The organism is Rhizobium sp. BK196 (genome assembly GCF_014193255.1).
In the GTDB taxonomy this organism is placed as follows: domain Bacteria; phylum Pseudomonadota; class Alphaproteobacteria; order Rhizobiales; family Rhizobiaceae; genus Rhizobium.
On sequence record NZ_JACHZB010000014.1, the window covers coordinates 1 to 23,308 of the forward strand.

The 23,308-nt window shown below is 57.9% G+C and carries 22 protein-coding genes and 3 pseudogenes; 14 read left to right on the forward strand and 11 right to left on the reverse strand.

The window, feature by feature from the left end; translation table 11 throughout:
- The first annotated feature begins 284 nt into the window (after positions 1-284).
- The 4 genes and pseudogenes from FHT78_RS29555 to FHT78_RS28910 form a co-directional block, all read left to right on the forward strand.
- Positions 285-713 (forward strand): hypothetical protein, encoded by a 429-nt coding sequence (locus FHT78_RS29555; RefSeq protein ID WP_348644774.1) that lies wholly within the window; start codon positions 285-287, stop codon positions 711-713.
- Between the two features lie 464 nt (positions 714-1,177).
- Positions 1,178-1,456, forward strand: a complete 279-nt coding sequence (locus tag FHT78_RS28900; protein ID WP_097596198.1) for a DUF1778 domain-containing protein — start codon at positions 1,178-1,180, stop codon at positions 1,454-1,456.
- Positions 1,453-1,980, forward strand: a complete 528-nt coding sequence (locus FHT78_RS28905) for a GNAT family N-acetyltransferase (protein WP_183749973.1) — start codon at positions 1,453-1,455, stop codon at positions 1,978-1,980. The genes FHT78_RS28900 and FHT78_RS28905 overlap by 4 nt, the downstream gene beginning before the upstream one ends.
- A gap of 17 nt (positions 1,981-1,997) precedes the next feature.
- Positions 1,998-2,134: pseudogene (locus tag FHT78_RS28910) on the forward strand (transposase); the annotation flags it as partial.
- A gap of 990 nt (positions 2,135-3,124) precedes the next feature.
- Here the strand turns inward: FHT78_RS28910 and FHT78_RS28915 are convergent.
- Together FHT78_RS28915 and FHT78_RS28920 are read right to left on the reverse strand one after the other, a co-directional pair.
- Positions 3,125-3,673 (reverse strand): dihydrofolate reductase family protein, encoded by a 549-nt coding sequence (locus FHT78_RS28915; protein WP_183749974.1) that lies wholly within the window; start codon positions 3,671-3,673, stop codon positions 3,125-3,127.
- 53 nt (positions 3,674-3,726) lie between these two features.
- On the reverse strand, positions 3,727-4,281 hold the full coding sequence (locus FHT78_RS28920) for a TetR/AcrR family transcriptional regulator (RefSeq protein WP_281412892.1): 555 nt from the start codon (positions 4,279-4,281) through the stop codon (positions 3,727-3,729).
- Positions 4,282-4,516: 235 nt separating this feature from the next.
- Here FHT78_RS28920 and arr point away from each other — a divergent pair, with 235 nt between their 5' ends.
- Positions 4,517-4,930, forward strand: coding sequence for an NAD(+)--rifampin ADP-ribosyltransferase (arr, locus tag FHT78_RS28925; RefSeq protein ID WP_183749976.1), 414 nt, complete (start codon positions 4,517-4,519; stop codon positions 4,928-4,930).
- A gap of 207 nt (positions 4,931-5,137) precedes the next feature.
- Positions 5,138-5,401 carry a hypothetical protein gene (locus FHT78_RS28930; RefSeq protein WP_183749977.1) on the forward strand — a complete coding sequence of 88 codons (264 nt, stop codon included), beginning with the start codon at positions 5,138-5,140 and terminating at the stop codon, positions 5,399-5,401.
- Positions 5,402-5,645: 244 nt separating this feature from the next.
- On the opposite strand, the gene FHT78_RS28935 is transcribed toward FHT78_RS28930, so the two are convergent.
- Genes FHT78_RS28935 through FHT78_RS28945 form a run of 3 tightly spaced genes read right to left on the reverse strand, consistent with a single transcriptional unit; the run spans position 5,646 to position 8,855 of the window.
- The gene (locus FHT78_RS28935) at positions 5,646-6,503 is read right to left on the reverse strand and encodes a TIGR01459 family HAD-type hydrolase (protein ID WP_183749978.1); all 858 of its coding nucleotides are present in this window, start codon (positions 6,501-6,503) and stop codon (positions 5,646-5,648) included.
- A complete protein-coding gene (locus tag FHT78_RS28940; RefSeq protein ID WP_183749979.1) occupies positions 6,496-7,776 on the reverse strand; it encodes an FGGY-family carbohydrate kinase in 1,281 nt (426 codons plus the stop codon). The genes FHT78_RS28935 and FHT78_RS28940 overlap by 8 nt, the downstream gene beginning before the upstream one ends.
- The gene (locus tag FHT78_RS28945; RefSeq protein WP_183749980.1) at positions 7,773-8,855 is read right to left on the reverse strand and encodes a class II aldolase/adducin family protein; all 1,083 of its coding nucleotides are present in this window, start codon (positions 8,853-8,855) and stop codon (positions 7,773-7,775) included. Before FHT78_RS28945 ends, FHT78_RS28940 begins: the two co-directional genes overlap by 4 nt.
- Before the next feature lie 198 nt (positions 8,856-9,053).
- Here FHT78_RS28945 and FHT78_RS28950 point away from each other — a divergent pair, with 198 nt between their 5' ends.
- The 8 genes and pseudogenes from FHT78_RS28950 to FHT78_RS28985 all read left to right on the forward strand — a co-directional run bounded on the left by FHT78_RS28950 (position 9,054) and on the right by FHT78_RS28985 (position 16,775).
- Positions 9,054-9,833, forward strand: a complete 780-nt coding sequence (locus tag FHT78_RS28950) for a DeoR/GlpR family DNA-binding transcription regulator (RefSeq protein ID WP_183749981.1) — start codon at positions 9,054-9,056, stop codon at positions 9,831-9,833.
- Positions 9,830-11,236: a carbohydrate kinase gene (locus tag FHT78_RS28955; protein ID WP_183749982.1), complete on the forward strand. Its 1,407-nt coding sequence runs from the start codon at positions 9,830-9,832 to the stop codon at positions 11,234-11,236. Before FHT78_RS28950 ends, FHT78_RS28955 begins: the two co-directional genes overlap by 4 nt.
- Positions 11,233-12,777 carry a sugar ABC transporter ATP-binding protein gene (locus FHT78_RS28960; protein ID WP_183749983.1) on the forward strand — a complete coding sequence of 515 codons (1,545 nt, stop codon included), beginning with the start codon at positions 11,233-11,235 and terminating at the stop codon, positions 12,775-12,777. Before FHT78_RS28955 ends, FHT78_RS28960 begins: the two co-directional genes overlap by 4 nt.
- Positions 12,778-12,809: 32 nt before the next feature.
- Positions 12,810-13,793: a ribose ABC transporter permease gene (locus FHT78_RS28965; protein WP_183749984.1), complete on the forward strand. Its 984-nt coding sequence runs from the start codon at positions 12,810-12,812 to the stop codon at positions 13,791-13,793.
- 63 nt (positions 13,794-13,856) lie between these two features.
- Entirely contained in the window at positions 13,857-14,795 is a 939-nt protein-coding gene (locus tag FHT78_RS28970) for an ABC transporter substrate-binding protein (protein ID WP_183749985.1), read from the forward strand.
- Between the two features lie 74 nt (positions 14,796-14,869).
- Positions 14,870-15,769, forward strand: coding sequence for a sugar phosphate isomerase/epimerase family protein (locus tag FHT78_RS28975; RefSeq protein ID WP_183749986.1), 900 nt, complete (start codon positions 14,870-14,872; stop codon positions 15,767-15,769).
- A gap of 363 nt (positions 15,770-16,132) precedes the next feature.
- Positions 16,133-16,399: pseudogene (locus FHT78_RS28980) on the forward strand (SDR family oxidoreductase); the annotation flags it as partial.
- 7 nt (positions 16,400-16,406) lie between these two features.
- A complete protein-coding gene (locus tag FHT78_RS28985; RefSeq protein WP_183749987.1) occupies positions 16,407-16,775 on the forward strand; it encodes a cupin domain-containing protein in 369 nt (122 codons plus the stop codon).
- 224 nt (positions 16,776-16,999) lie between these two features.
- Here FHT78_RS28985 and FHT78_RS28990 read toward each other — a convergent pair whose 3' ends face one another.
- From FHT78_RS28990 to FHT78_RS29015, 6 genes and pseudogenes are all read right to left on the reverse strand, one after another.
- Complete coding sequence (locus FHT78_RS28990) at positions 17,000-17,476, reverse strand: response regulator (protein WP_183749988.1); 477 nt, start codon at positions 17,474-17,476, stop codon at positions 17,000-17,002.
- Positions 17,473-18,597 carry a PAS domain-containing protein gene (locus tag FHT78_RS28995; RefSeq protein WP_183749989.1) on the reverse strand — a complete coding sequence of 375 codons (1,125 nt, stop codon included), beginning with the start codon at positions 18,595-18,597 and terminating at the stop codon, positions 17,473-17,475. Before FHT78_RS28995 ends, FHT78_RS28990 begins: the two co-directional genes overlap by 4 nt.
- Positions 18,598-18,836: 239 nt before the next feature.
- The gene (locus FHT78_RS29000; RefSeq protein WP_183749990.1) at positions 18,837-20,612 is read right to left on the reverse strand and encodes a PAS domain-containing sensor histidine kinase; all 1,776 of its coding nucleotides are present in this window, start codon (positions 20,610-20,612) and stop codon (positions 18,837-18,839) included.
- Between the two features lie 485 nt (positions 20,613-21,097).
- Complete coding sequence (locus tag FHT78_RS29005; protein WP_183749991.1) at positions 21,098-21,340, reverse strand: DUF2934 domain-containing protein; 243 nt, start codon at positions 21,338-21,340, stop codon at positions 21,098-21,100.
- 302 nt (positions 21,341-21,642) lie between these two features.
- A pseudogene (locus tag FHT78_RS29560) lies at positions 21,643-21,780 on the reverse strand (DUF892 family protein); the annotation flags it as partial.
- A 510-nt stretch (positions 21,781-22,290) separates the two neighbouring features.
- Positions 22,291-22,995: a hypothetical protein gene (locus FHT78_RS29015; protein WP_183749992.1), complete on the reverse strand. Its 705-nt coding sequence runs from the start codon at positions 22,993-22,995 to the stop codon at positions 22,291-22,293.
- Positions 22,996-23,308 lie beyond the last annotated feature (313 nt).

Sequence of the window (23,308 nt, forward strand, 5' to 3'; positions counted from 1 at the left end):
GTCTCTTTCCACGGCATCAACACCTCCCGCCAAAAAGCGAAAAGTGTTACCCATGTCTCCGGTACGAAACGTCACCTATCTCTCGGGTCGGGCACTCGGGTCGAGAGTGGCGAGGAATTCCTGCCGATGCCGTAAGGTGCAAAGATTTTCTTGAAGGTAGTCAGTGCCGGATCGGCGTCGGTGACGATACGTCCTGTTGACGGGTGATGGCTCCGACTGCGCGTTGTCGAACATACCAGTCGGTAGCCCGTCCAGCGGCGACGGCGAGCAAGATTGTTTTGATTGTGGAATCTTCTTCTGTTGTTGACCGCTCAGCGACCCTGTTGCGGTACCTTTTGCCGGACGAGCGCTGCCATCCAGGATGCGAAGTAACCTCGGATGGCCTGCGCGAAGAGGTCTTGGGTGTTGGCGACAGCTCCGACGAGACGGACACGGCTGCCCGACCTGAAGTATTTCGCACTTTCATTGAGCATTGCAGTGATGGCGGCGTCGGCATCGGTCCCGGACGCCAGTCCTACCGACGGAGGCCGTCGCGTCCGAACTCGTCCTATCAGGCAGCCAAATGGCATGTGCCTCACCCCAAGCCAATCAACGATGCCTACATCGCAGCGACGGCGTTCACGCGGCGAATGACCCTGGTGACACGCAACGTCAAAGATTTCGAGACCCTCGGGATCGCACTTAAAAATCCCTGGAGTGCTCCACCCGCCTGATGTGTCAGTCGGCGTAGGATCGCGCCGGCAAGGCAGCCAAAGTGGTTTCGACCGAGGGTTTGCACTAAGGCCATGAATACCAGGCGCGGTCACAATTAGCCGAAGAAGTCGAATTGGATCAACGCTAGCGTTGTTTCAAAATCAAAGAGCCCGTGTCGGTCGCGGAGGGCTGTGTTCGAAGCCCCAGCTTTCCGTTTCTAGTCAGTCAGACTAGTATTTGACGCGCTTGACCTGAGGTTGATAGCAACGTCGAAATTGGCGAGATCGAACGCCCTTGCCCCCGAGGGCGTGCGTGATGGTCTGCAAATCGCTGGCCAGCTGACAGGTGATCCCAATGTTCTGCGCGCCCTGAGGCAAGCCAAGAAGATAGAGAAGTGCGGGTTGGCGATCTGTACGCCTTGAAGACGCACGCCATTGACGACGAGGGATTTTCGCCTATATTCCATCGAAATATGGAGGCTGATATGCCGAGCATTGCAAACGAAAACAGTGAACGTATGAGTTTGAGGGTGCCCGCCACGGCCAAGGCTAAACTCGTGCGCGCTGCGGCACTTCGTAATACCGATCTGACGAATTTTGTAACGCAATCCGCCCTGCGAGAAGCAGAGGCTGTCATTGAAGAAGCCGAGACGATCAAAGTGTCAGAACGCGATCATCTTCGTATTCTTGAGCTTCTAGAAAATCCGCCCAAACCCAACGCCAAGCTTCGAGCGGCGATTGCCGGTTTGCCCGACAGCCTATGACTTTACCTCCATGGCATGAGGAACCGATCGCCAAGTCTCACGGTCGGGCGGCCTTCGATTGCGGCGACAGTCAAATGAACGAGTTTCTGCTCCGCTTTGCCCGACAGAGCCATGAGCAGAATGCCTCGAAAACCTTCTGTGCTATCGACGACGCAATGCCCGGCCGGATTCTTGGGTTCTATACGATCGCGCCTTCGGCAGTCGAGCATGCGACTGTGCCAGATGCAATGACACGCGGTCTTGCCCGCCATGATGTGCCGGGGTTCAGGCTTGCGCGACTGGCTACCGACCGCGCGGTTGCCGGGCAGGGACTGGGAGGCCGGCTCCTAGCCGCCGCAGCGCTCCGCTGCCTGCGACTTGCAGGAGAGGGCGGGGGACTTCTACTGATCATCGATGCCAAAGGCGAGCGAGCCGCCAACTGGTACGCTTCCTATGGTGCCGAACCGCTAATGGACAAGCCGCTAACTCTCGTGATGCCGCTCATCACCTTCGCGGCCGACTTGCGTGCCAAAAGTCTCCTTTGATTCCGTAAGACGCGGGCATTAAGGCCGCGGATCTTTGCCGCAAGCACGGGATTTCCGAGCGACCTTTTATAATTGGAAGGCCAAATATGGCGGCATGGAGGTGTCGGAGGCCAAACGTATGAAATCGCTTGAAGACGGGAATACCAAGCTGAAGTAGTTGCTCGCCGAGCAGATGCGGATGTTGCCGCTCTTCGTGAGCTTTCTCGGAAAAATGTATGGTCCGCACCGTCCGTGCAAGGGTTTCGCGACGTCGCAAATGACGATTCCAATTGCATAAATGTATCCGGCCCTTCGCGAGTGGGCCGCGGCCGCAGCGAGGTCATGATGAGATCCGCACACGCCGTTCCCAATACATGGTTCGGGCACGAAGCCCGCTTTTTTGCACAGGGCTTACGGCATGTTGACCCACTGTTTCCTCATCACTATTCCCGAGCTTTGCAATCGAGCCAAGAGACGTCAAGTGAATGCAGGGTCTCTGCGTTCGTAGAGCGCTCCGGGCTTGGTCAGGCCAGACAATCCGCGCCATTTTAGCGGCAAGTGCGACGACGGCTTTGTTGGGGTGCATCCGAGCCTGGCTGACAGGCAGGCAAACAGCCCAGCCACTTAGGCAATTTATTCGCCGTGCTGAAAGGTGTTTCCAACGTGCGGGAGAGGGGCAGGCAATTCAAGACCGCAGAACGTGTGCGATTGAGGTTCATGCCGCTTGCCGTGGCGGGTAGTGATCGCGAAATCGGTCGGAAGTAGACGCTCAACGGGCATAGCGCAAGTCACCGCTGGACGATCACCCGGGTTCCTAGTTCGCGCCGTTCTTGCAAAGGTTCCCGATAGCCAGGTTCCGGCTCGTAGTAGGGAGGTGGGGGATAGGGGCTGTAGGGGTCCTCATACTCATAGGGGACTCGGGAACGAGAAACCGCCTTCGTAGACGGTGTGCGGCATGACGATCTAATGATGGGCATACTCTCCAGAGAATTTCAGGCGTAGCGGTCGTCGAAGATGTCGGCTTCGGGCCGAACCCCTGCCGGCCTTTCTCATCAGAAGTAGGTCGCCTATCCGACGGAACGTCGAGTACTTTTCCCATCGCCTTCCTCCAAGTAGCTTTGACCAATTGCTTCGAACGACGTTGCGTCTGTCATACTCGATGTCTTCAGCTTTTTGCTCTGATCCGGTAGTGAAGCAGCAGACATCCGGCAGAGCGATCAGACCCGACCAGTTCGAACTTCTGCAGGCCCGAGCTCCCATCGAAAAGGCGGCGGCCTTCACCGGCCAAACTCGGCGCGACCACGAGGCGGATTTCGTCGACGATGTGGTCTCTCAACAGAGACTGAGCCAAGGTCAAGCTGCCATGGATGCCGATGTCGGCACCGTCCGCGCGTTTAAGTATATCTACGAACGCGGACGGGGCTTCTGTGACGTGCGTTGTCTCCGACCACGTGCGGTCCAGGGACCTCGACGAGAACACGAACTTTGGCGTGTTATTGATGAAATCGGCAAACGGCTGAAACGTCGACGTCGGCCAAAAGGGAGCCCATTTATCGAAGGTCTGACGGCCAAGAAGCACCGCGTCCTGCGTCTTGATGACGTCTGCGAGGTTTTCCATAAGACGATGGTCGGCGTCGCCGAACCACTGGCCTTCCCCTGGCTCGTCGGCAACGCCATCGAGCGACATGAGTTCGTAAAGGACAACTTTGCGCATCTGCTCCTCCTTCTTTGCGAGTTCTCTGGCGCCTAAGGCGACGCGAGTTTGAGCTAATCACCTTGCCGGGCGCGCAGCCCGTCAATGTAGATGTCGAGGTGGCGATGAGCGATGGCTCGCTCATCGGCCGGGGAGAGACCGACTGCAAGCGGCCTCGCGAAGCGGATCAGAGCGAAGACGATATCCCGCTCTGATAGATCGCTTCGAAGATGCCCCTCTCGCACGGCGCGTCCAACAATGGACCTCAGCATCGTTTCCGCCCGACCGCGAAGATCGGGCCAATCGGGCTTCTCAAGGAGTGGGTGGATGATGTTGACCACTCCAATGCCGTGATCCAGTGCCGTATGCAGGTACTGGCGCAGCGCTTCAACAGCGTCAGGAACATCTTCCAGGAGAGCTTCTCCGGCGCTGATACTTCTTTCTAGTGCATGACGCGCGACCGCGTGGAGAAGAAACTGTTGATCGGGGAAATGGCGGTAGAGCGTTCCGATGCCGAGCCCGGCCCGCTCCGCGACGGCATCCCGCGAGGGTTCGCCCCCCGCTTCCAGGATCAATTCCACAGCCGCCTCCAGCAGCCGTTGTCTATTTTTCTCGGCGTCTGCTCGCATTCGACAACCTGTCCCGCATCCGTGATGCTGAGGAATTAGGTGACGTTCGCTGCAAGGGCTAACGATTTCTCGCTTTCGTTTCGTACGTAGACATTTCCGCCTCTCCTACAGCTTCCAAGTGTTGACAGCTTCATAAACGGAGGATATTCCTCCGCTTATAAATGTCAAGAGTGGACGCGACGAAAACGGATCGGGACGACTGAACCGATGGCCGCAACAGCCGAAGGATCAAAGCATGACCAGCAATGCGGAAATTTCGGCCGGCGCATTCTATCATGGCACACGGGCAGACCTTCAGCTCGGCGACTTCCTCGGCATAGGCTATCCTTCGAATTTCAGAAAAGAACCGCTGTCTTGGATTTACTTCACCCAGACCCTTGACGCCGCGATATGGGGAGCGGAGCTGGCGATAGGAGAAGGGCGGCAACGAATTTACGTCGTTGAACCCACAGGTCCCTACATGGACGATCCCAATCTGACGGATAAGAAGTTTCCGGGAAACCCAACCAAATCTTATCGGTCACGTTTCCCGCTCCGCGTCGTCGGCGAGGTCGCTGAATGGCAGGGTCACGCAGCTGAGCAACTCAATGCGATGATGGAAGGTCTCGCTCGGCTGCGGGCAGAAGGCCGCGACACCATCGAGGATTGACCAACGTGCAGGCCTCTGAGCCGCAAACTGCCTATTCCCGGTGTGGTTGACATGCACCGGGAAGAAAAAAGCCACTGCTTCATCTGCTCTTGTCAGAAGAACTAGAATAAGCCGGATCAATCGCCCGTTGCATGCCTGCGTCTGCTGTGTTTCTTGCGTTTTCGGCGGCTATGTTACATAACTTATTGAAAAATGGTGGTGATAACGATGTCTAGCGTTGCGATTAAGGTACTGTCGACGGTGAACGCCCCTTACGGGACGAACCTCTCGGCTGAGCAACTCGCTTCGAAGATTTCGGATTTTGCGAGCGTTAAGAACTTTGATGCTTCCGCATTTTCATTCTATTCCGAAGTGAAAGCCGAGCTCCAGCACCAGTTTCTCGATGAGATGGAGATCGATCACGGTACCGCATCCGAAATTGCCCAGAAATTCTCGCAGCTGGCTGGATATCCCCTCGCCCTGGCCGCCTGAGCTAGCAGATCACGTGGCTTCATACGCACACACGACCATTACTCGCTCGCGCTCGTCGTGGCAGGAGAGGTGATCGCGGTAGAGTAATCCAGGAACGGCCTGCGCTCCCATCGATATGTCTCCCAAGATGTTGGGGTTGGGCTTTCCATCGTCGCTGTTAAAAGCATGCTACTGGCCGATCTGCCTGTGTGCCCATCCAGGCACCCCCGCGCGGGTAAATCAGTCGGTGTCTGCGACAGCGCGGTCAGACGTCGCAGCCGGGCTGTAGTGCAAATCGTTGCAGAATATGCGTCGGGTAGGCACGCGCTCGGTCGTAGAGATCTTTGAGTTGCTCTTCATTGACGTCGGCAAGAATCCCGGTACGCACGAGCACGGAATCCAAGCCAGCCGACTTCGCACCCAGAATATCGTGATCGATGCTGTCGCCGACGCAGACGACACGGCGACGGTCGGTGACACCTGCCAGCCTCAATGCGTGTTCGTAGATCTCTGGATAGGGCTTTCCGAGCCAGGTCACGCGGCCGCCCATACTCCCGTAGAGTTTGGCAATACTCCCTGCTCCTGGAGCAATGGAACCATTGTTCAATTTATGGATGTCGGGGTTGGTGCAATAGCAGGGTATGCCGTTTTTTGCCGCCGGATGCAGCATTTCGCGGTAGACGTCCATAGGTATGCGTTCGGCTTCGCTGCCGGATATGATGACAATTTCGGCTTCAAACGCGTTATCAGTGGAAACCAGCCCTAGACGATCGGCAAGGTTGCTGTCTCCGCCGCTGGATATCGTCAGGCACCTTGCTTTCTCCCCGATAGCATTTTCAGGCCGCGAGAGGATATCGAACGCCACGTCCCCCGATGTGACAAAGAAGTCGAAGCTTTCAGAGGCAAAGCCGAGCTTCACAAGCCGCTCGGAATTGTACTCGCCGCTTCTGCCCGAGTTCGACAGGATGACCACCTTTCGCCCTGCCGAAGCGAGTTCGACCAGAGCCGTGACAGCGCCCTCATAGGGGCCGGCATCATCCCTGAGGACTCCGAACTGATCGACGAAGAAGACGTCGTATCCCTCAATCAGTTGAGGCAGGCTGGTGGGCATGACTTTAGGCATTGGCGCTATCCAGTCGAGAGAGGACCAGGGCAGCCGTACCGACAGCCGCCTCGACCGATTTTGCGGCCAAAGTTTCGACACCCATGGCCCGGGCTCTCATTGTGGTCCAAACCGGATTTCGAGCCCCGCCTCCCACCGTTCGAAGGCTAGCGAGCGCCGGTGCCCCAAGTTCGCGCAATCGCTGGTAACCCAATCGTTCAATCTCTGTCATGCCCTCGAGGATGGCCTGAAAGAAATCACTGTCGTCGGCGGGTCGCGGCGTAAGCCGGGGTGGATATTGCGGATCGTTGATTGGGAAACGTTCACCCGGGCGGAGGAGAGGATAGAAATCGAGATCCAGTTTGCGGCCTGGATCGATCTTCTTTGTGAGTTCGTCCAGCCGGTCGTCACCGATCAAGGCGCGCACGACGTTTCCACCGCTGTTGGATGCGCCGCCAGCAAGCCAGAACCGGCCGACGCGATGCGAATATATGCCGTACTCGGGCGCGTTGATAGGAGCGTGCGACGCCAGTTTGAGAACGATCGTCGACCCCAATGCAGTCACAGCGTCGCCTATGGTCGACGCTCCAGTCGCCAGAAACGAAGCGCAGCCGTCAGTCGTGCCTGCGTGAAACCAGGCGTAATCAGGCAGGCCCAATTCATGCAGGTAACCTTCGACCGGTGCGACCTTTTCGCCCGCGCGATAGACCTTGGGGAGCTTTGATATCTCCATCCCCGCCGCCGCGATCCAATCCGGCCACCGTTCCGATTCCAAATCAAAACCCGTCTTGAGCGCGTTGTTTTCGTCGCTGACGCGCATTGGACAGCCCAATTTCATCAATATCCAGTCAGCCTGATGAACGATCGAGTGAGCGCCGTCTTGGCGTGAGAGATAGATGGCGCGGGCGATGCCCGAGTTCGCGCCGACGGCAGTGCTACCCGCCGGAGCCTCCCTTGCTATGCGATCGACGATTTCATCATCGGGGCAGGGATCATTGTACATGAGAACCTTGTCTGTCGGCTCGCCTGCAAGATCGAGCGACAGGACCGTCCCGGAGGTCCCATCGACGGCGACACCTTCGATTGAGCTGACGTCCGTTTCGTGAGCGAGGCGCTCGATGGCCTCAATAACCCTGTTCCACCAATGCCGTGGCTGACGCATCTCGTCTGGCGATGTGAATGGCGCGGTGGCGAAGCCTACGGGGTTGCCTTTGCGGTCGATAGCCGAGGCACGAGCGCCGGACGTGCCGATGTCAATCCCGAGTGAAACGGCCTGGTTGCTCTTGGCGTTCACGCGGGCCGCCTTTCGGACCCGCGGTCCAGCGCCTGTCGGTATTGCTCCGCTTCCCAGTGCGTCAATTCGTATTCGTCGTCGTTCGAGAGATAGACGACCGACTTCTCCTCGGGGATACGGCCCACCACTTCCGCGAGGCAGCGGGCCATTACCTCGCCGCCTGCAGTGAGCGTGCTGGACAAGAGGACCCCCTTATCGGGCACAATCAGCATTTTCGGCGCTTCACGACCTTCTCGGTGCGAACTGGCCTCGAGGTCGGCAGCACTTTGTCCCTCCGATAGCACACCGATCTCGGTTCCAAGGAAAATCACGTGATCCGGATAGAGCGATCCACCAAGTGCGATCCTCCGATTGGTATCCGACAGTGCGGTTGAATGGCTCTCGCCATCACGAGCCGGGTGATAGCCGGAATTCTTCGCAACCCGGTCCAACGCATCGATATCGGGGGAACCGCTATTTCGCGGCGGGCATGAAAGTGCCTTCGTGACACGATTGATCCGATCGGCCACTTCCTCCACTGTGCTGCCGCAGACGATGATGCCGTGATTGAACAGGATCAGGACATCAGGCATTGAGGACGCCGACCGCTCGATCTCCCTGGCAAGCGGCGTCCCCGGACGCCTATACGGTATCGCTACCCAGCTGAGATCGGAAACAGCGCTCATGCGTCGGGCAAACTCTGTCTCGCGGTCTTCAAGAACAGCCAGAGCGATTGCGTTTACACAGTGATAGTGCGCGATCACGGGGCTTTTGAGCGCTGCGTGAAAACTGGTTTCGATCGATGGCCGAAGTCCGCTGGAATTGAGCTCGGAAACGACGAAATCGGTGGATTTCTCGGCCCGCGGATCGCCTTCGCGGAGGGCCGCGATCAGCGGATCAACCACAACCGGGACCATGATGTCTTCAGCACCCGCCCTGGAAAGCCACGTGCCCGATGCCTTCACCCACATGACGCCGTCGCTCTTGATGGACGTATTACCGCCTGCGCCCTGCGTCTTGAGGATATCGCTGCCGATCTGACTGGTGAGCCGGAGGAAGTCTCTGAATGGCTCGGTGTCCCTGAGGTCCGGTTTGGTCATGTCGTCTCCCTCCTGTTGCCCTGACAGTCGCCTCCTTGTCCGGGGCGAGCGCGTGAGCGAACTTTTGCGCGATCCTATAAATGTGATTGCAGATCGTCAACGATGAAGTTTTCCCTTCATCAACTGTTGCGATCTTTCCGCTGATATGATTATAGTTCGTCATAGACGCTGAGGGAGAAGCGTCGTTGGAGGCCCGCTTTGAACGATTCCGATCGCCACCGTCTGATCGCCGAGATGCTTCGCGAACGGCCCTTTGCGTCGGTTCGCGATTTGCAGGAGCGACTTCGGGTCTCTCCTGCCACGATACGGAGGGATATCGACAAGCTTCACGAGATTGGGGTTGCCCGGAAGGTCTACGGCGGGATTTCCGCGAACGAGCCGTCGACCACGGCGCGCCTTTCCGCTCGTCCCTATGACGAGAACCGCGACATAGCGGTCGATGCCAAGCGTGCGATCGCCGAAACCGCCGCGGGGCTCGTGCGGGATGGAGACTCGATCATCGTGCATGCGGGATCGACCTGCTATCAACTCGGGCTGAAATTGGCTCGCCGCAACGTCCGCCTCTACACAAATTCCATGCCTCTGGCCGCATATGTCGGCGAGCACGGGACTTGCCATCTGACTCTGGCGGGCGGGGTGCTTTACCGCGAGCCGGGAATTATCCACGACGCGTCAGCGGGCGCGCCCGACTTCTTCGCCTCACGATTTTTCGTAGGGACGCAGGGTATCAGCAGCGAGGGGCTTCTTGAATCACATCCGTTGTTGACGAAGGCGATTGGAGAGCTGAGCAGTTGTGCAGACGAAATCGTCCTCCTGGCAGATAGCCGCAAGCTCTCGATCCAACCGCGCAATGTCGTCCTCCCGCTTTCGCGTATCGGCACGATCGTCATCGACGACGGACTCTCGGATGTCGGAGCAAAGATGCTTGAGGATGCGGGTGTTACGATAATGATCGCGACGGTGGGAGGTCAGGCATGACGGCATCAAACGCGATCGCGGTCTTCGATCTCGGCAAGACCAATTCGAAACTCTTTGTCTTCGATACAGACGGGTCCGTACTTTCGGAAACGCGAACAAAGCCGTTGTGGGCCGAGTACGAGGGCTTTCGCGTACTTGACGACAAGGCTCTCTACGAATGGATGAAGATCTCGCTCGCGCGTGCGGTCGAAGGCCATTCGGTCGGACACGTCATCTTCTCCGGTCATGGCTGCACGTTTGCGCTCGTCGAGCAGGATCACCTTGTCCATCCGATCCTCGACTATGAACAGGAACCTCCTCCGTCGCTGGCAGGTCGGATCGACCTTTCTATCCCTCCTTTCTTAGAAACCTACTCTCCAAAGTTGCCGCTGGGTTTTAACTACGGGCGGCACATGCTGTGGCTGGAGGCCGTCAGGCCCGAGGCGCTAAACCGCGCCGATGCTGTTCTTTCCTATCCGCAGTTCTGGTCGTGGAAATTCTCTGGTCGCAAGGTCTCGGAAGTCTCCTATATCGGCTGCCACTCTCACTTGTGGGCACCCCTGCTCGGTGATTTCAGCAGTCTTGTCGACAGCCGAGGATGGCGTGAGAAGATGCCCGACTTCGAAAAAGCGGGGGCTGCCTTGGGCCGCTGGGAGGGCGCTTCGGAGGAAGGGGCTGCGCTCTCGGTCGTGGTCCACAATGGTGTGCACGACAGCAATTCGGCCCTCTACTATTATCGTTCTGTCGGCTTCGAGAATTTCACCCTCGTATCGACCGGCACTTGGGTAGTGATCTTCAATTCGGCATGCCCCCTCGATGCGCTGGACGAGCATCGGGACATGCTGGCGAACGTAACGGTCGACGGCAGGCCAGCGCCCACGATCCGATTCATGGGCGGCAGAGAGTACGATATTGCAAGCGGCGGTTGGAGCAAGCCGATCAGCCTCGAAGCACTATCACGCGTGATTGCAAAAGGCGTGTTCGCATTGCCGTCGTTCGCGCCGGGCGGGCCGATGCAGGGCTTCGAAGGCAGGTTCGTGGGACCGGAGGTCGAAGGCGAGGAGAGGGCGGCAGTTGCGCTTCTCTACGTGGTTCTCATGACCAGTCTGGCTCTCGATCTCATTCGATCCGAGAATGCGATCGTCATAGACGGGGGCCTGGTCAAGACAGGCTTGTTTGCCGAGATACTTGCACAGCTGCGTCCTGAACAGCCGGTCTTCACCAGTCCGACCGCTGAAGGCAGTGCATTTGGGGCTGCGGCCCTTGTGCTCGACACGCTTGGTCAAAAACCCTTCGCGAACGAGACAAGACAAGTTGCGCCGGCTGAGCTCTTTGGCCTCGAGGCATACCGCGACGCCTGGAAGGCGATGGCTGAGATTGACGAACCGGAAGCGACGCAGCCAAGGAAGGAGTTCCACGCATGAGCGCGGCAAACACCGAAACGCGCGTACCCGTTCTGGAGATGCGCAATATCAGCAAGACGTTCGCCAGCACAAAGGCGCTCACCAATGTTTCGTTGACGGTCTATCCGGGAGAAGTCCATGCTTTGATGGGAGAAAACGGGGCTGGCAAATCGACCCTGATGAAGGTCCTGTCGGGGGCCTACGTCGCCGATCCTGGCGGCGCCGTACTCGTTGAGGGAACGCCGATCGTGGCGGGAGATCCGGTCAAGGCCAAGGCAAACGGCATATCGGTCATTTACCAGGAGCTGTCGCTCGCCCCAAACCTGACGGTTGCCCAGAACATGTTCCTGGGTGCCGAGCCATCACGCTATGGTGTCGTCGACAAGGCTGCGGCACGCGCCCGTGCCGAGCCAATCCTCAAGCAACTGGGCACGACGTTCGGTCCGGCGCAACTCGTGGCGACGCTCTCGCTGGGCGAACGTCAGATGGTGGAAATTGCCCGAGCACTCACCACCAATGCGAAGATCATCGTCATGGACGAGCCGACCACCTCACTGACTTCACGGGAGACGGAACGGCTGTTCGAGGTCATCGCGGGCCTCAAGGCACGGGGCATCGCCGTCATCTATATCAGTCACAGGATGGAGGAAATCTACGCGCTCGCAGATCGCGTCAGCGTCCTGCGGGACAGCGCTTACGTGGGCACGCTCGAACGTGAACAGCTATCGGCCGAACGACTGGTCTCCATGATGGTCGGTCGCGATCTCTCGACCTTCTACAAGAAGGAACACCGTACGGCGCCTCACGTGGCCAAAACCGTCCTCTCCGTGACAGATATCGGTGACGGTCGCCGGGTTCTCGGGTGTTCATTCGATGCAAGGGCAGGTGAAGTCCTTGGTATCGCCGGTCTGGTCGGATCCGGACGGACGGAACTGGCGCGTCTTATATTCGGTGCGGACCATAAAACGACCGGCACCGTGTCCCTCGAAGGCAAAGAGCTCGCCATCGGTGGTCCTCGCGACGCGATGGAAGCCGGGATCGCGTATCTCACCGAAGACAGGAAGGGTCTCGGACTTTTCCTCGATATGACGATCAACGAGAACATCAACATCGGCGTTATCGATAAAGACGCCGGCCCCGGCGGTATCCTCAATTTCGCCGCCGCCCGGGAGCGTGCGGCCCGTGCCATAAAAGCACTTTCCATTCGCACATTGAGCGCAAGCATCAATGTCGGCGCGCTGTCGGGTGGCAACCAGCAGAAGGCACTGATCGCTCGTCTCCTCGAAACAAAGCCCAAAGTTATCATTTTCGACGAACCGACACGCGGCGTCGACGTGGGGGCGAAGTCCGAGATTTACCGGATAATCGACGAACTCGCTCAGGCAGGCATAGCGATCGTGGTGATCTCGAGCGACTTGCCGGAGATCATCGGCATTGCCGATCGCGTCCTCGTCATGCGCGAAGGTCGGATCGCGGGCGAAGTGCTGGCGACGCCCAATCAGCCAATCAGCCAGGAAGCCATCATGGCCTTCTCCACCGGATCGGCGTCGAAAGTCGCCTGAAGCCGGCTAACAAAGACGACGGGATTAAAGATATGACCTCGACATCAACCGACCAGCCGAACGCGGGCAAGGCAAAATTCAGATCGACCCTCACCGCGCTCGGTATGTTGCCCGTGCTCGTCATACTGGCCATCGGCTTTCACCTGTTGAGCGGTCGCTTTTTAAGCGTCAACAACCTGTCGATCGTCATGCAGCAGGCGTCGATCAACACTGTTCTGGCCGCCGGAATGACGTTCGTCATCCTGACGGGTGGCATCGATCTCTCGGTAGGCTCCATCCTTGCTGCCTCGGCTATGGTCGGCGTGATCGTGTCTCTCTGGCCGGACGTCGGCATGCTGGGCATCCCGGCTGCGATCGGCGTCGGTCTCGCTTGCGGTGTTGTCAACGGAACCATCATTTCCGCGCTCAAGCTTCCGCCCTTCATCGTCACGCTCGGTTCGCTGACCGCCATGCGCGGCATCGCCCGACTGCTTGGCAATGATACGACGGTTTTCAATCCCGACCTACCGTTCGACTTCATCGGAAATGGCAGTTTCTTCGGCGTCCCATGGCTCGCGATCATCGCTCTGGCGACAATCCTGATCTCGTGGTTCATCCTGAAGCGCACGGTATTGGGGACTTGGATTTATGCTGTCGGCGGAAACGTGGAGGCAGCGCGCCTTACGGGCATCAAGGTTCCGCTGGTGCTGCTCTTCGTCTACTCGATGTCGGGTCTGCTCTCAGGGCTTGGGGGCGTGATGTCGGCGGCTCGCCTGTATGCCGCAAACGGCCTGCAGCTTGGCCAATCCTACGAACTTGATGCCATCGCTGCTGTTATTCTAGGCGGCACCAGCTTTGTCGGCGGTGTCGGTTCGATCTGGGGCACCCTCATCGGAGCCCTCATCATCGCGGTGCTGTCGAACGGCCTCATCCTCGTCGGTGTTTCCGACATCTGGCAGTACATCATCAAGGGACTTGTCATCATCGTTGCCGTGGCGCTCGACCGCTACAGGCTGAAAGGACTTAGCCGCACCTAAAGTGTGGCTGGAGGAACCGGGTTGCCGGATAACAGGCGCAGGAAGCGCCATAAGGAGGAAAATATGCGCATGATTTCGAAACTGCTCGCAGCGACCGCTCTGGCCGCAGCAATTGCAATGCCGGCAGCCGCCAAGGACCTTCAGAAGATCGGCATTTCCGTCGGTCTGCTCGGCAACCCGTTCTTCGTTGCGACCATCAAGGGCATCGAGGATCGCGCCAAGGAAATCAATCCGAACGTTCAGGTCACCTCGGTCTCGGCTGACTACGACCTCAATAAGCAGGTTTCGCAGATCGACAGCTTCATCGCTGCTGGCGTTGACATCATCATGTTGAACGCTGTCGATGCCAAGGCAATCGCCCCTGCCGTCAAGAAAGCCCAGGCTGCCGGCGTTATCGTCGCCGCCTTCGACGTTTCGGCCCCGGGCGCTGACGTCACCGTCATGACGAACAACATCAAGGCTGGTGAAGAGGCGTGCCAGTACATCGTCGATCAGCTCAAGGGTAAGGGTAACGTCGTCATCATCAACGGGCCTGCTTCTTCGTCGATCCTCGACCGCGTCCAGGGTTGCAAGAACGTGCTGGCGAAGAACCCGGACATCAAGATCCTGTCCGACGACCAGAACGGTCAGGGTTCGCGTGATGGCGGTCTTGCCGTCATGCAGGGCCTGCTGACGCGCTTCGACAAGATTGACGCCGTCTTCGCCATCAACGACCCGACTGGCATCGGTGCGGAACTTGCCGCCAAGCAGCTGAACCGCAACGAGTTCTTCATCACCGCCGTCGACGGTGCTCCGGACATTGAGAAGTCGCTCGCAAGCGGCAATTCGATGATCAAGGCGTCAGCTTCCCAAGACCCCTACGTCATGGCCGGCGACGCGCTCAAGATGGCTGTCGATGTTCTGAACGGCAAGAAACCAGCGGAAAACACCGTGCTTCTCGACCCGAAGCTCATCACGGCCGACAACGTCAAGGACTACAAGGGCTGGACTGCAGCTCGCTAACGTTTCCTCCCGGGAGCTCGCCGGTGCGGTCAGGCTCGGCGAGCCCTTTCTTCAATGGAATAGGATTTAGAGCCATGTCCAAAATCGGCGTCCACTCTTTCGTTTGGAGCGCTGGCTCGTCTCGCGATGAGCTTGAGCGCACGCTTGCGAGATCGCATGAACTCGGCTTCAAGCTCGTGGAGTTTTCATATCTCGATCCCAAGCTGGTCGACGTGAAGTGGCTCTCGTCTCGCATCCGTGAATTGGGTTTCGACGTCGCAGTGAGCATGGGCCTGCCGGCTGATGGCGACATCTCCAGCGATAATCCCGCGGTGGTCGCCAACGGTGAGGCCATATTGGACAGAGCGGTTGCGCTCGTTCGCGATATTGGTGGCACAAAACTCGCCGGCATTTTGAGTTCCTCGCACGGAAAACAGGAGCGCGCACTGTCTCGCAAGGCATGGGATACCAGCGTCAGCACCCTTTCACGCGTCGCCGATCGCGCAAGGGAATCAGGCGTGACCCTCAATCTCGAGATCGTCAACCGTTTCGAAAGCAATATGCTCAATACGGCAGCTCAAGGCCTGGCCTACATCAACGACACAGGTGCTTCGAATGTCTTTCTGCATCTCGACACCTTCCACATGAATATTGAGGAAGCTGACGTCGGATTGGCAATACGCAATGCCGCCGATAAAATCGGCTATGTCCACATCGGTGAAAGCCATCGCGGATTTCTTGGGACCGGCAACATCGATTTTGCCGCGATTTTTGATGCTTTGATCGCGATCGGATGGGACGACTACGTCACGTTCGAATCCTTCTCAACGGCTATCGTTGACAAAGACTTGTCGTTGAAGACAGCGATCTGGCGAAATCTCTGGGACGACAATGTTGCGTTGGCTCGGCATGCCCGCCAGTTCATTGAACTGGGCTTGGAAACCGCGCGGCTCAAAGCCGAGCTCGTAAAGAATGCTCAAGCGCCATCAGCATAGAGTTGTCAAACAGACAATGTCGAGCAGAAGCAAAGTACAAGATCGCGAAGCCCTTGCCTATATCCAATAGACCTCCCAGTTTCCAAACTGATCGGATTGGCAACCCGATGTTCGCTAGTTTTTGCCATTTCCGGCAATAGCGAACATATGCGCATCGATAAGCTTAAATCATTGCAGGCCAGAACGCGAATATTCAAGCGTTTCGGGAAGGACGGCTCGACCGCCCTTGCCAGTCAGGATGTTACCTGATGCAACTGCGCTGCAGAGACTATTTTGCGCCGCTGGAGCATGAACCGAACCGCTTCACGGCTGCAGAGGAAGGCGCCTTTCAGATTGACGTTCATGACGCAACCGGCAGGCGTGGTGGGCCGTGACGGCGTGACGGTTAACGTCGTCCTTCCAGGCCGTGTCGCAACCCAACGCGTCACATACTTTGACGAGCAGAAAGCCAAGCGTGAAGGCAAGTCCGTAGAAGACGTTTCAGCAGCCAGCCCAGCCTCGATCCCCCTTGATCGCTACGGTGATCCGCAGGAATACGCCGATGTCGTGGCCTTCATGGCGAGCAGCAGGGCATCCTATCTCACCGGCTGGCTAATCCGCATCGATGGCGGGCTGATTGCGATCGTATGACGTAAACATGCTGAGTGATTGGAAGACATTGCCGGCTGTTGCCGGCATGCGTGCAGGCTCCTCCCGCAAGGGAATCTGCGCCGATAAGATCTCGGCCGTGCGTATTGAAACGGCGGCCGACGCTGCTTTCGATGGCAAGACACACTCACACGAAAATGAGCAGGTCTTGATTATGGTTTCGGGTCTTTGCAAGCTCGTCATCGATGGCAAGGAGCTTGAAGCCAGCGCAGGCGACATGGTTTTCTTTCCGACAGGCTCGCGACACGCGGCGATCGGAACGGGGCCGGGAGGTTGTGTCTATTATGAGATCTTTGCACCGGCGCGTCCGGACCAACTACCCGGGTGGATTGGCTCGTCAGTTCTGGGGTTCGAATAAGAAGAGATTGATCGGGGCGGCCTAAAAGCCGCCCTGTGAGTAGGTGTTGAGACTTGTTACCCGCTCCGGACCGGCCGATTGCATCGCCAGAAATCGCGGCACAAGTGTTTTCCGGCTGGAATTGAGGCTTTGGAAGCCGCCGTTCACGAAAGCTGAATTTCGGTGATTCTGCACGGCCCGAGCAAGCGGCATATCCGCTCAGCCGACAGATTGCTTGCAACAGCCTAACGTTTGTTGAGGTTATCCGGAGCTTCCCACCGTGACGTCGAATTACGAGCGCCTGCAAACACGGTGGTCCAAATGTCTTCGGCGAGCACAAGGCTCGCAGGCGGAGAGACATCTTCCTCACCCCTAAGGATCGCTGATATATAGGCAAGAGCATTCGTCATGCCGTTCATCGTGTAGGGCTTTTCGATGGCGCCAAGGGCGCCCGCGAAGTCGGCGGGGATCTTCTTGATGTTACCGCTGACGAACACGTACGGAATGCCTTTGGATGCCAGAGCGCGCCCGACGTCGATCCCGGTTTGACCGTCCTGAAGATGGATATCGACAAAAGCGAAATCCGGGCGATGCGCTTGTAGAAGGTCGTCCACCTGCCTGCGGTTCATCGCCATGCCACTCACCTCGTGTCCGGCCGTTTCAACCTCGGTTTCAAGCTCCATGGCGAGCAACATCTCATCTTCGACAATCATAACTTTCAATGCGCGCTCTCCTGTGCGTCGACGAGCAAAGTGACATTAACCGTTGTCCGATGTCCCTCGATCCGCTTCTCGATTTTCGCGTCAATCTGCCTGGCAGAGGTTTCGAGAAGAATGCGACCGATCTCGGCGGTGTCCGCATCGACCTCAACCGGTACGGAGGTGTCCTCCACACTTATAAGGAAATGGCCGTTCAATCGTTTGACGACAACATGGATGTCGCCGCCACCGTCGCTTAAGCCGCGCCGGACGGCATCGCCGACGAGCTCGTTGACGATCAGCGACAGCGGTGTCGCCTTTACGGCCGGCACATAGAGCGGATGCAGATCAAGGGTCAGTCGGATATCTTTGCGCCCAACAGCTTCGACAAGATCGGTAACGAGTTCCTTCGTGAAGTCCGCGACGTCAAACCGGGAGACGTCCTCCAGCGTGAACAGTTTTTTTTGAACGGTGCTTAAGGCCTCCACGCGGTTTAGCACGGACCTCAAAACGCGCTTCTGCCCTTCATCCCTGGTGAGCCGGGTCTGGAGTTTTACGATCGACGCCATGGTCAGCAGGTTGTTCTTGACGCGGTGATCGACTTCGTGGACGAGCAGCGACCTGGCTTTGAGTGCAGCCTCCAGTTTCTCGGTGTGCGCGGCGACTTCCTCTTCTGCGCGATGACGTGCGGCGGCGAGATCGGCCTCCCGTGATTTCACGTTGGTGAAGTCGAGCTGGGAGGCGAAGAAGTAGATAATCTTGTCTTTATCGTCGCGCACCGGAGATAGGAACAAGGCGTTCCAGAAGGGTTCGCCATCCTTCTTGTAGTTCAAGATGTCAATGGCGATATCGGAACCGGCGCTGATTGCAGCGCGAATGCGACCCACCGTTTCCAAGTTCGTCTCAGGGCCTTGAAGGAAGCGGCAGTTGCGACCTACTGCTTCGCTGTTCGAATAGCCGGTCAGCTTTTCGAATGCGGCATTGCAAAAGATGATGGGATTATCGGCCTGATTTGGATCGGTGACAATCATCGGCATACGCGTCGCTTTGAAGGCTGCGGCAAAGGGGTCTTCGCGAACGTGGCGGGCAACAAGGCGCTCCCCGGCATCTCGCGCTTCAGCTCGTGTCTGGTCGTTTTCCTGCATAGTGACCTAGTGGCTTCTAGTCTCGGTGTAATGCATTGTGGGTTGGGCGAGTTCCCGCTCCTTCCTCGGCGACAGCTTGCCCGACCCCGACCCGCTCCATCGGTGAGAGGCCCGAAGACAGTTAGGCTGGAGAATTTCCCCTTCAAGGATCCACAAAGCATGCGGCGATCAGCGAAAATTGGGCGCTTGCGGAGAAAAGACGGGAGACGCGAGCATGACAGAACATGGCTGAAGACCAGCTATCGTCGCTCCGGTGCTGCGTCCGGATCCAAGATCGCCTCAATCTCGCAGATGACACCGGCAGGATCGTAGTTGATTGTCGAACGGCCATTCAGCTCGGCTGCCAGAAGCCTCTCGACCAGACGCGAACCAAAGCCTTTCCGGGACGGCGGTTGTACTGTCGGGCCATCCCGCTCGACCCATCTGAACCGCAGCCTCGTGATGGCCTCCTCATAGCTCCAGGAGATCGAGACCCTCCCTTGAGCGACAGACAATGCTCCATATTTTGCGGCGTTCGTTGCAAGCTCATGGATTGCGAGCGAAAACGAGAGAACGGCCTTCTGAGGCAACAGCACAGCGCAGCCCTCGATGTCGAACCGCTCAGGAGGGTAGGGTTCCAGCACCTGGCTGACTAACTCTCCCAAGTCAGCGCGTTGCCAGTCGCGATGCGTGAGCAGATCGTGTGCCTTCGCCATCGAAATGAGGCGATCCTGGAATGCGCTCACTTGGTTTCGATCCGTTCCCTCCCGATCCAGGGTCTGTCTTGCAATAGCAATGACAGTGGAGAACGTGTTCTTGACGCGGTGATTAAGCTCGCTGGTCAGCACCGTTTGAAGACGTTCGGCCTCCTTTCGGGCCGTGATGTCGTGGGCCACCTTGGAAGCGCCGATCGTTCTTCCATTGCTGTCATAGATCGGGGAAACGCTAAGCTGGACGTCTACAAGGCCGCCATCCTTCCTTCGACGCTGCGTCTCGTAAGGTTCCACGACCTTTCCGGCGCTGACTTGCCGAAGAATTTCAGGCTCCTCGTCATGACGGCCTTCCGGGAGGAGCATCAGGACCGACTTTCCCACCGCCTCGTCTCGAGTGTATCCGTAGAGCCTCTCGGCAGCCGCATTCCAGTTGGTGATCGTCATGCCGAGATCGATACTAAGGATGGCGTCGTTGGAGGAAGCGATAATCGACGCAAGCAGACGCTCCGCTTCCTGGGCGCTCTTTCTCGCCGAGATGTCAATGGCGATGAAGCCTAACTGCCGGATTGAACCGTCGTCATCTGTGAGGGCAGAGACCGAGACAGCCGTCCATACGATACTTCCGTCGTTCCGCACGCATCTCTTTTCCATATCGAAGGGTTCGCCGGCCGCGGTAAGGTGCTTGAAAAGCCGTTCAACTTCCTGACGGTCGTCCGGAAACGTCAAGTCCTGAAAACGGATGCCCACAAGCTCCTCCCGCTGGTAGCCGAGCATCTCGCAGAAGCGCTGGTTGACGAGCGTCATCCGGCCCTGAAGGTCGATCTGGCCGATACCTGCGGCAGACTGGGAAAATAGCGCTCGTAGACGTTCCTCGCTCTCCTTGAGTGCTTGCTGCGAACGCACCCTTTCTGTCGTCTCGCTGACGATGCAGAACACCCCGCGGACGCTACCGGTTTCGTCTTTGATCGGCGAATAGGAAATGTCGAAATAGACGGTTTCGGGATGTCCGTGGCGCTCGATGTAAAATTGACGATCCCTGGCGGAAACGGTTTCGCCACCATAAAGGACGCGATCCAACAAAGGCTTAAGGTCATCCCAGAGCTCGCCCCAGTTCTCCTTTGCCGGTCTTCCAAATGCACGCGGATGCCTAAGGCCGATCGTGGGAGCATAGGCGTCGTTATAAAGGGCTGCATACTGGTCGCCCCAGAACATCACGATTTGTGCATGTGAAGGAAGCATGATGTCCACGGCGGACTTCAGACAGTCAGGCCATTCCGACGGCGGTCCCACGACGGAGTCGTCCCAAAGCCCCTGCTCGAGCATGTCCGCTATTCCGGCACACGCGGTTTCATTGTTCAATTCGATTGCAGACACTCTATCGACCCTAAGGAAACAGATGTGAAGTTAAGCCGCTTGAACGCGATAACAAGGGGACACGCTTAACACTTCGCGGCGTTTCGATAGTGGCAGCCATCGCATGGATTTCCAATGTAAAGAATGGCTGCGAGTGCTGGAAACGTTCTCCAGCCCATCCGAAGGCCTTGCCCATCAGCTGCAACGGAGACGATGTGCGTGGAACTTCGACGTCCCGGATTGTAGTACCTCTTCACGACGCCGGTGGTGGAGGCAATGCGCCAGAAGGGCAGGCCGCATCACATGGCTCCGTGCCCAGTGTTACGATTGCTAAGATTTTCGTATCCACTGGGGGACGCACGACTGGTCAGCGTGACAACGAAACTGGACCCGGTATTGCCGTTCGCAACGCTGCGCCCAACGGCTGGCCATCAGTGCAGGCCTTCGCGCACTTGTCAGTCAGCGCTCGACACGGAAGGCGGTCTGACATCTACCGCTGATGGCGCTTCTGCGCCCTTGCCATTGAACTGGCGGTTGGCTTCCTGGTTTGCGTCAGTCACGTCGGCGGCTTCCGTCTCTACTGCTTCGCCGTCCTCGTCTGCGCGTCGCCAGTGATCGAGATGGCGTCCTTCGGGGCGACCTTCTGCCTCCCAAATTCTGTAGGCGCGCTCTCGCCGTGCTTGCTCGCGATCTCCCATGGAAAAGCTCCTTGCTTGGTCTGAGCCTTAAACGGGCGTCCGGAGCCCAAGTTCCGGTGCGAACGTTCTGCCTTTCCCTTCTCTGAGAAATCGCCTGATATGAAGGCCGAAGCGACGGAACCGTCGATGGACGATCATCGGTGTTCAGGCCCCTTATATTACGGCTATCAAGAATTCCGCACTAGACGCTTTCATGCCGAAATAGGATGCCGTTCTCCGGCTCTTACCGCGCCCGCCAGCCGATTGTCCTCCTCTGAACAAAAAAAGGCCGCCCTATCGGCGGCCTTGATCGCATCATATCATCAGGCGACCTTCTGACCCTTGGCATTCGCCTGCGCCTGCGCAAGCTGTGTCAGCTTCTTGTCGGTCGCTTCTTCTTGGGCCAGGTTGGCCTTCAGCAATGGAACGACGTCCTGCAGGCCATGTTTGAAAGCGGCCGCACCGGTTTTGGGATTGTGGAGGACGGCTGGCGCGATGATGCCGATCCCTCTCGAGATCCGTGCCGGGCCAGTGCTACCACGCCACCGGAATGCCCTTCGCGCCCAGCTTGTCGGCTTCAAAGAAAAGGGAATATCAGTTTATTTTTGTGGAGGTATTCAGCTGGAAAATCTTATGCCTTCACCGTCCCTCGCAATGAAAGATCAAGGTAACCCTCAAACGCGAGCTCCTTGCCCATCTCTGGGTGGAACCCGAAGAGCGGACGAACAAACTGCCGCACGGAGAGTTACGAATCCGAGCTGCCGGCGCCGCAGGGGCGATCAATGATCGGACGATGCCGGCAGGGTGAAAAAGTCCCTAACGATCGAGGAAATGAATGAAATTGCTGCCGAAGGCTGGAGCCACGACGCGTGAAAAATCGCCGGTAATCTGAATGGTCTTGCGAGCTTAGGAGGTCATCCGAAGTCTGCGGTGGGTCGGCGACGCCCGCCTGACCGATCGAACGGGCTGCCTCACCCAAGGTCCGCCCGGTTTTCATGCAACGGCCAGTAACGGTCGGACATATAATCGGCCGGCAAGGGCGACATCTGCGACAAGGCCTGGACTGCAAATTCAATCTGCAGCTTGAAGAACTTCAGCGATGGCGGGATGGCACGACCCGTTACCCTTTGGCGTGATTCATAGCGTTCGATACCTGCCTGGCGCAAACGCCGCTGCCCCTCTCCGCGAAGTTTTACGACCGCGTCGCTCGCACAATCTTGCGCGGCCGGACAATGAAGCCCACCCTCAATGACCCTGAGCAAATCGCACGCCCTCATCGTTTCACCCGGATTTCTCACTTCGCGCCTTTCGCGATTCGCTTCAAGACGACCGGCTAAACCTGACGAGAAACGCCGCTGGTGTGACAAAGCGACGACATTAGGGAGGGGAGGCTGCGGAACCAACCGGCGGAGGCGCTGCCCGAAGGTAGATCCGCGCGAATATCGCGATGTTGGACGTGCCTGTGTCGCTGTGATCGCCGAGGAAGGTCGAGAAAGCCGTGGCTTTTCGAGAACCATTGTGGATAGAGGATGCATCTGGAACAAGAACAGCCCACGACGATTTTCCTCCTGCCAACCAAAAAGGAAAACCGTCATGCGCAGGCTCTTCGCATTAACGTTGATTGTTCTGGCCGGCTTCGGCACCGCCCCCGGCTTTTGCCAGTCGTTTGGGGACATGGACTCCCGCGGTCGTTTCGGGGGTATGCCGCCTGGGACCGATCGCTACCGTCGGGACTACGACCAAGGGGGCATCGCGATCCCGCTCGACCCCATCGAAACCGGAAACGTTACAGGAATCCACCGCACCGAGCGCTCATGCCCGCGACCTGACACGCGTGAGTGGCGTGCACAAATGCGCAATGGCACCTTGAGAGACGAGTGCCGTTGAACGAACAACGGCTTGCCTGGGATCGGCACGCAGGTGCTTGATTTCAGGACGGAGCCGCAGCTATCTGCGTGCGCCTGACGGAACTCCGACATTGCGAGGCGC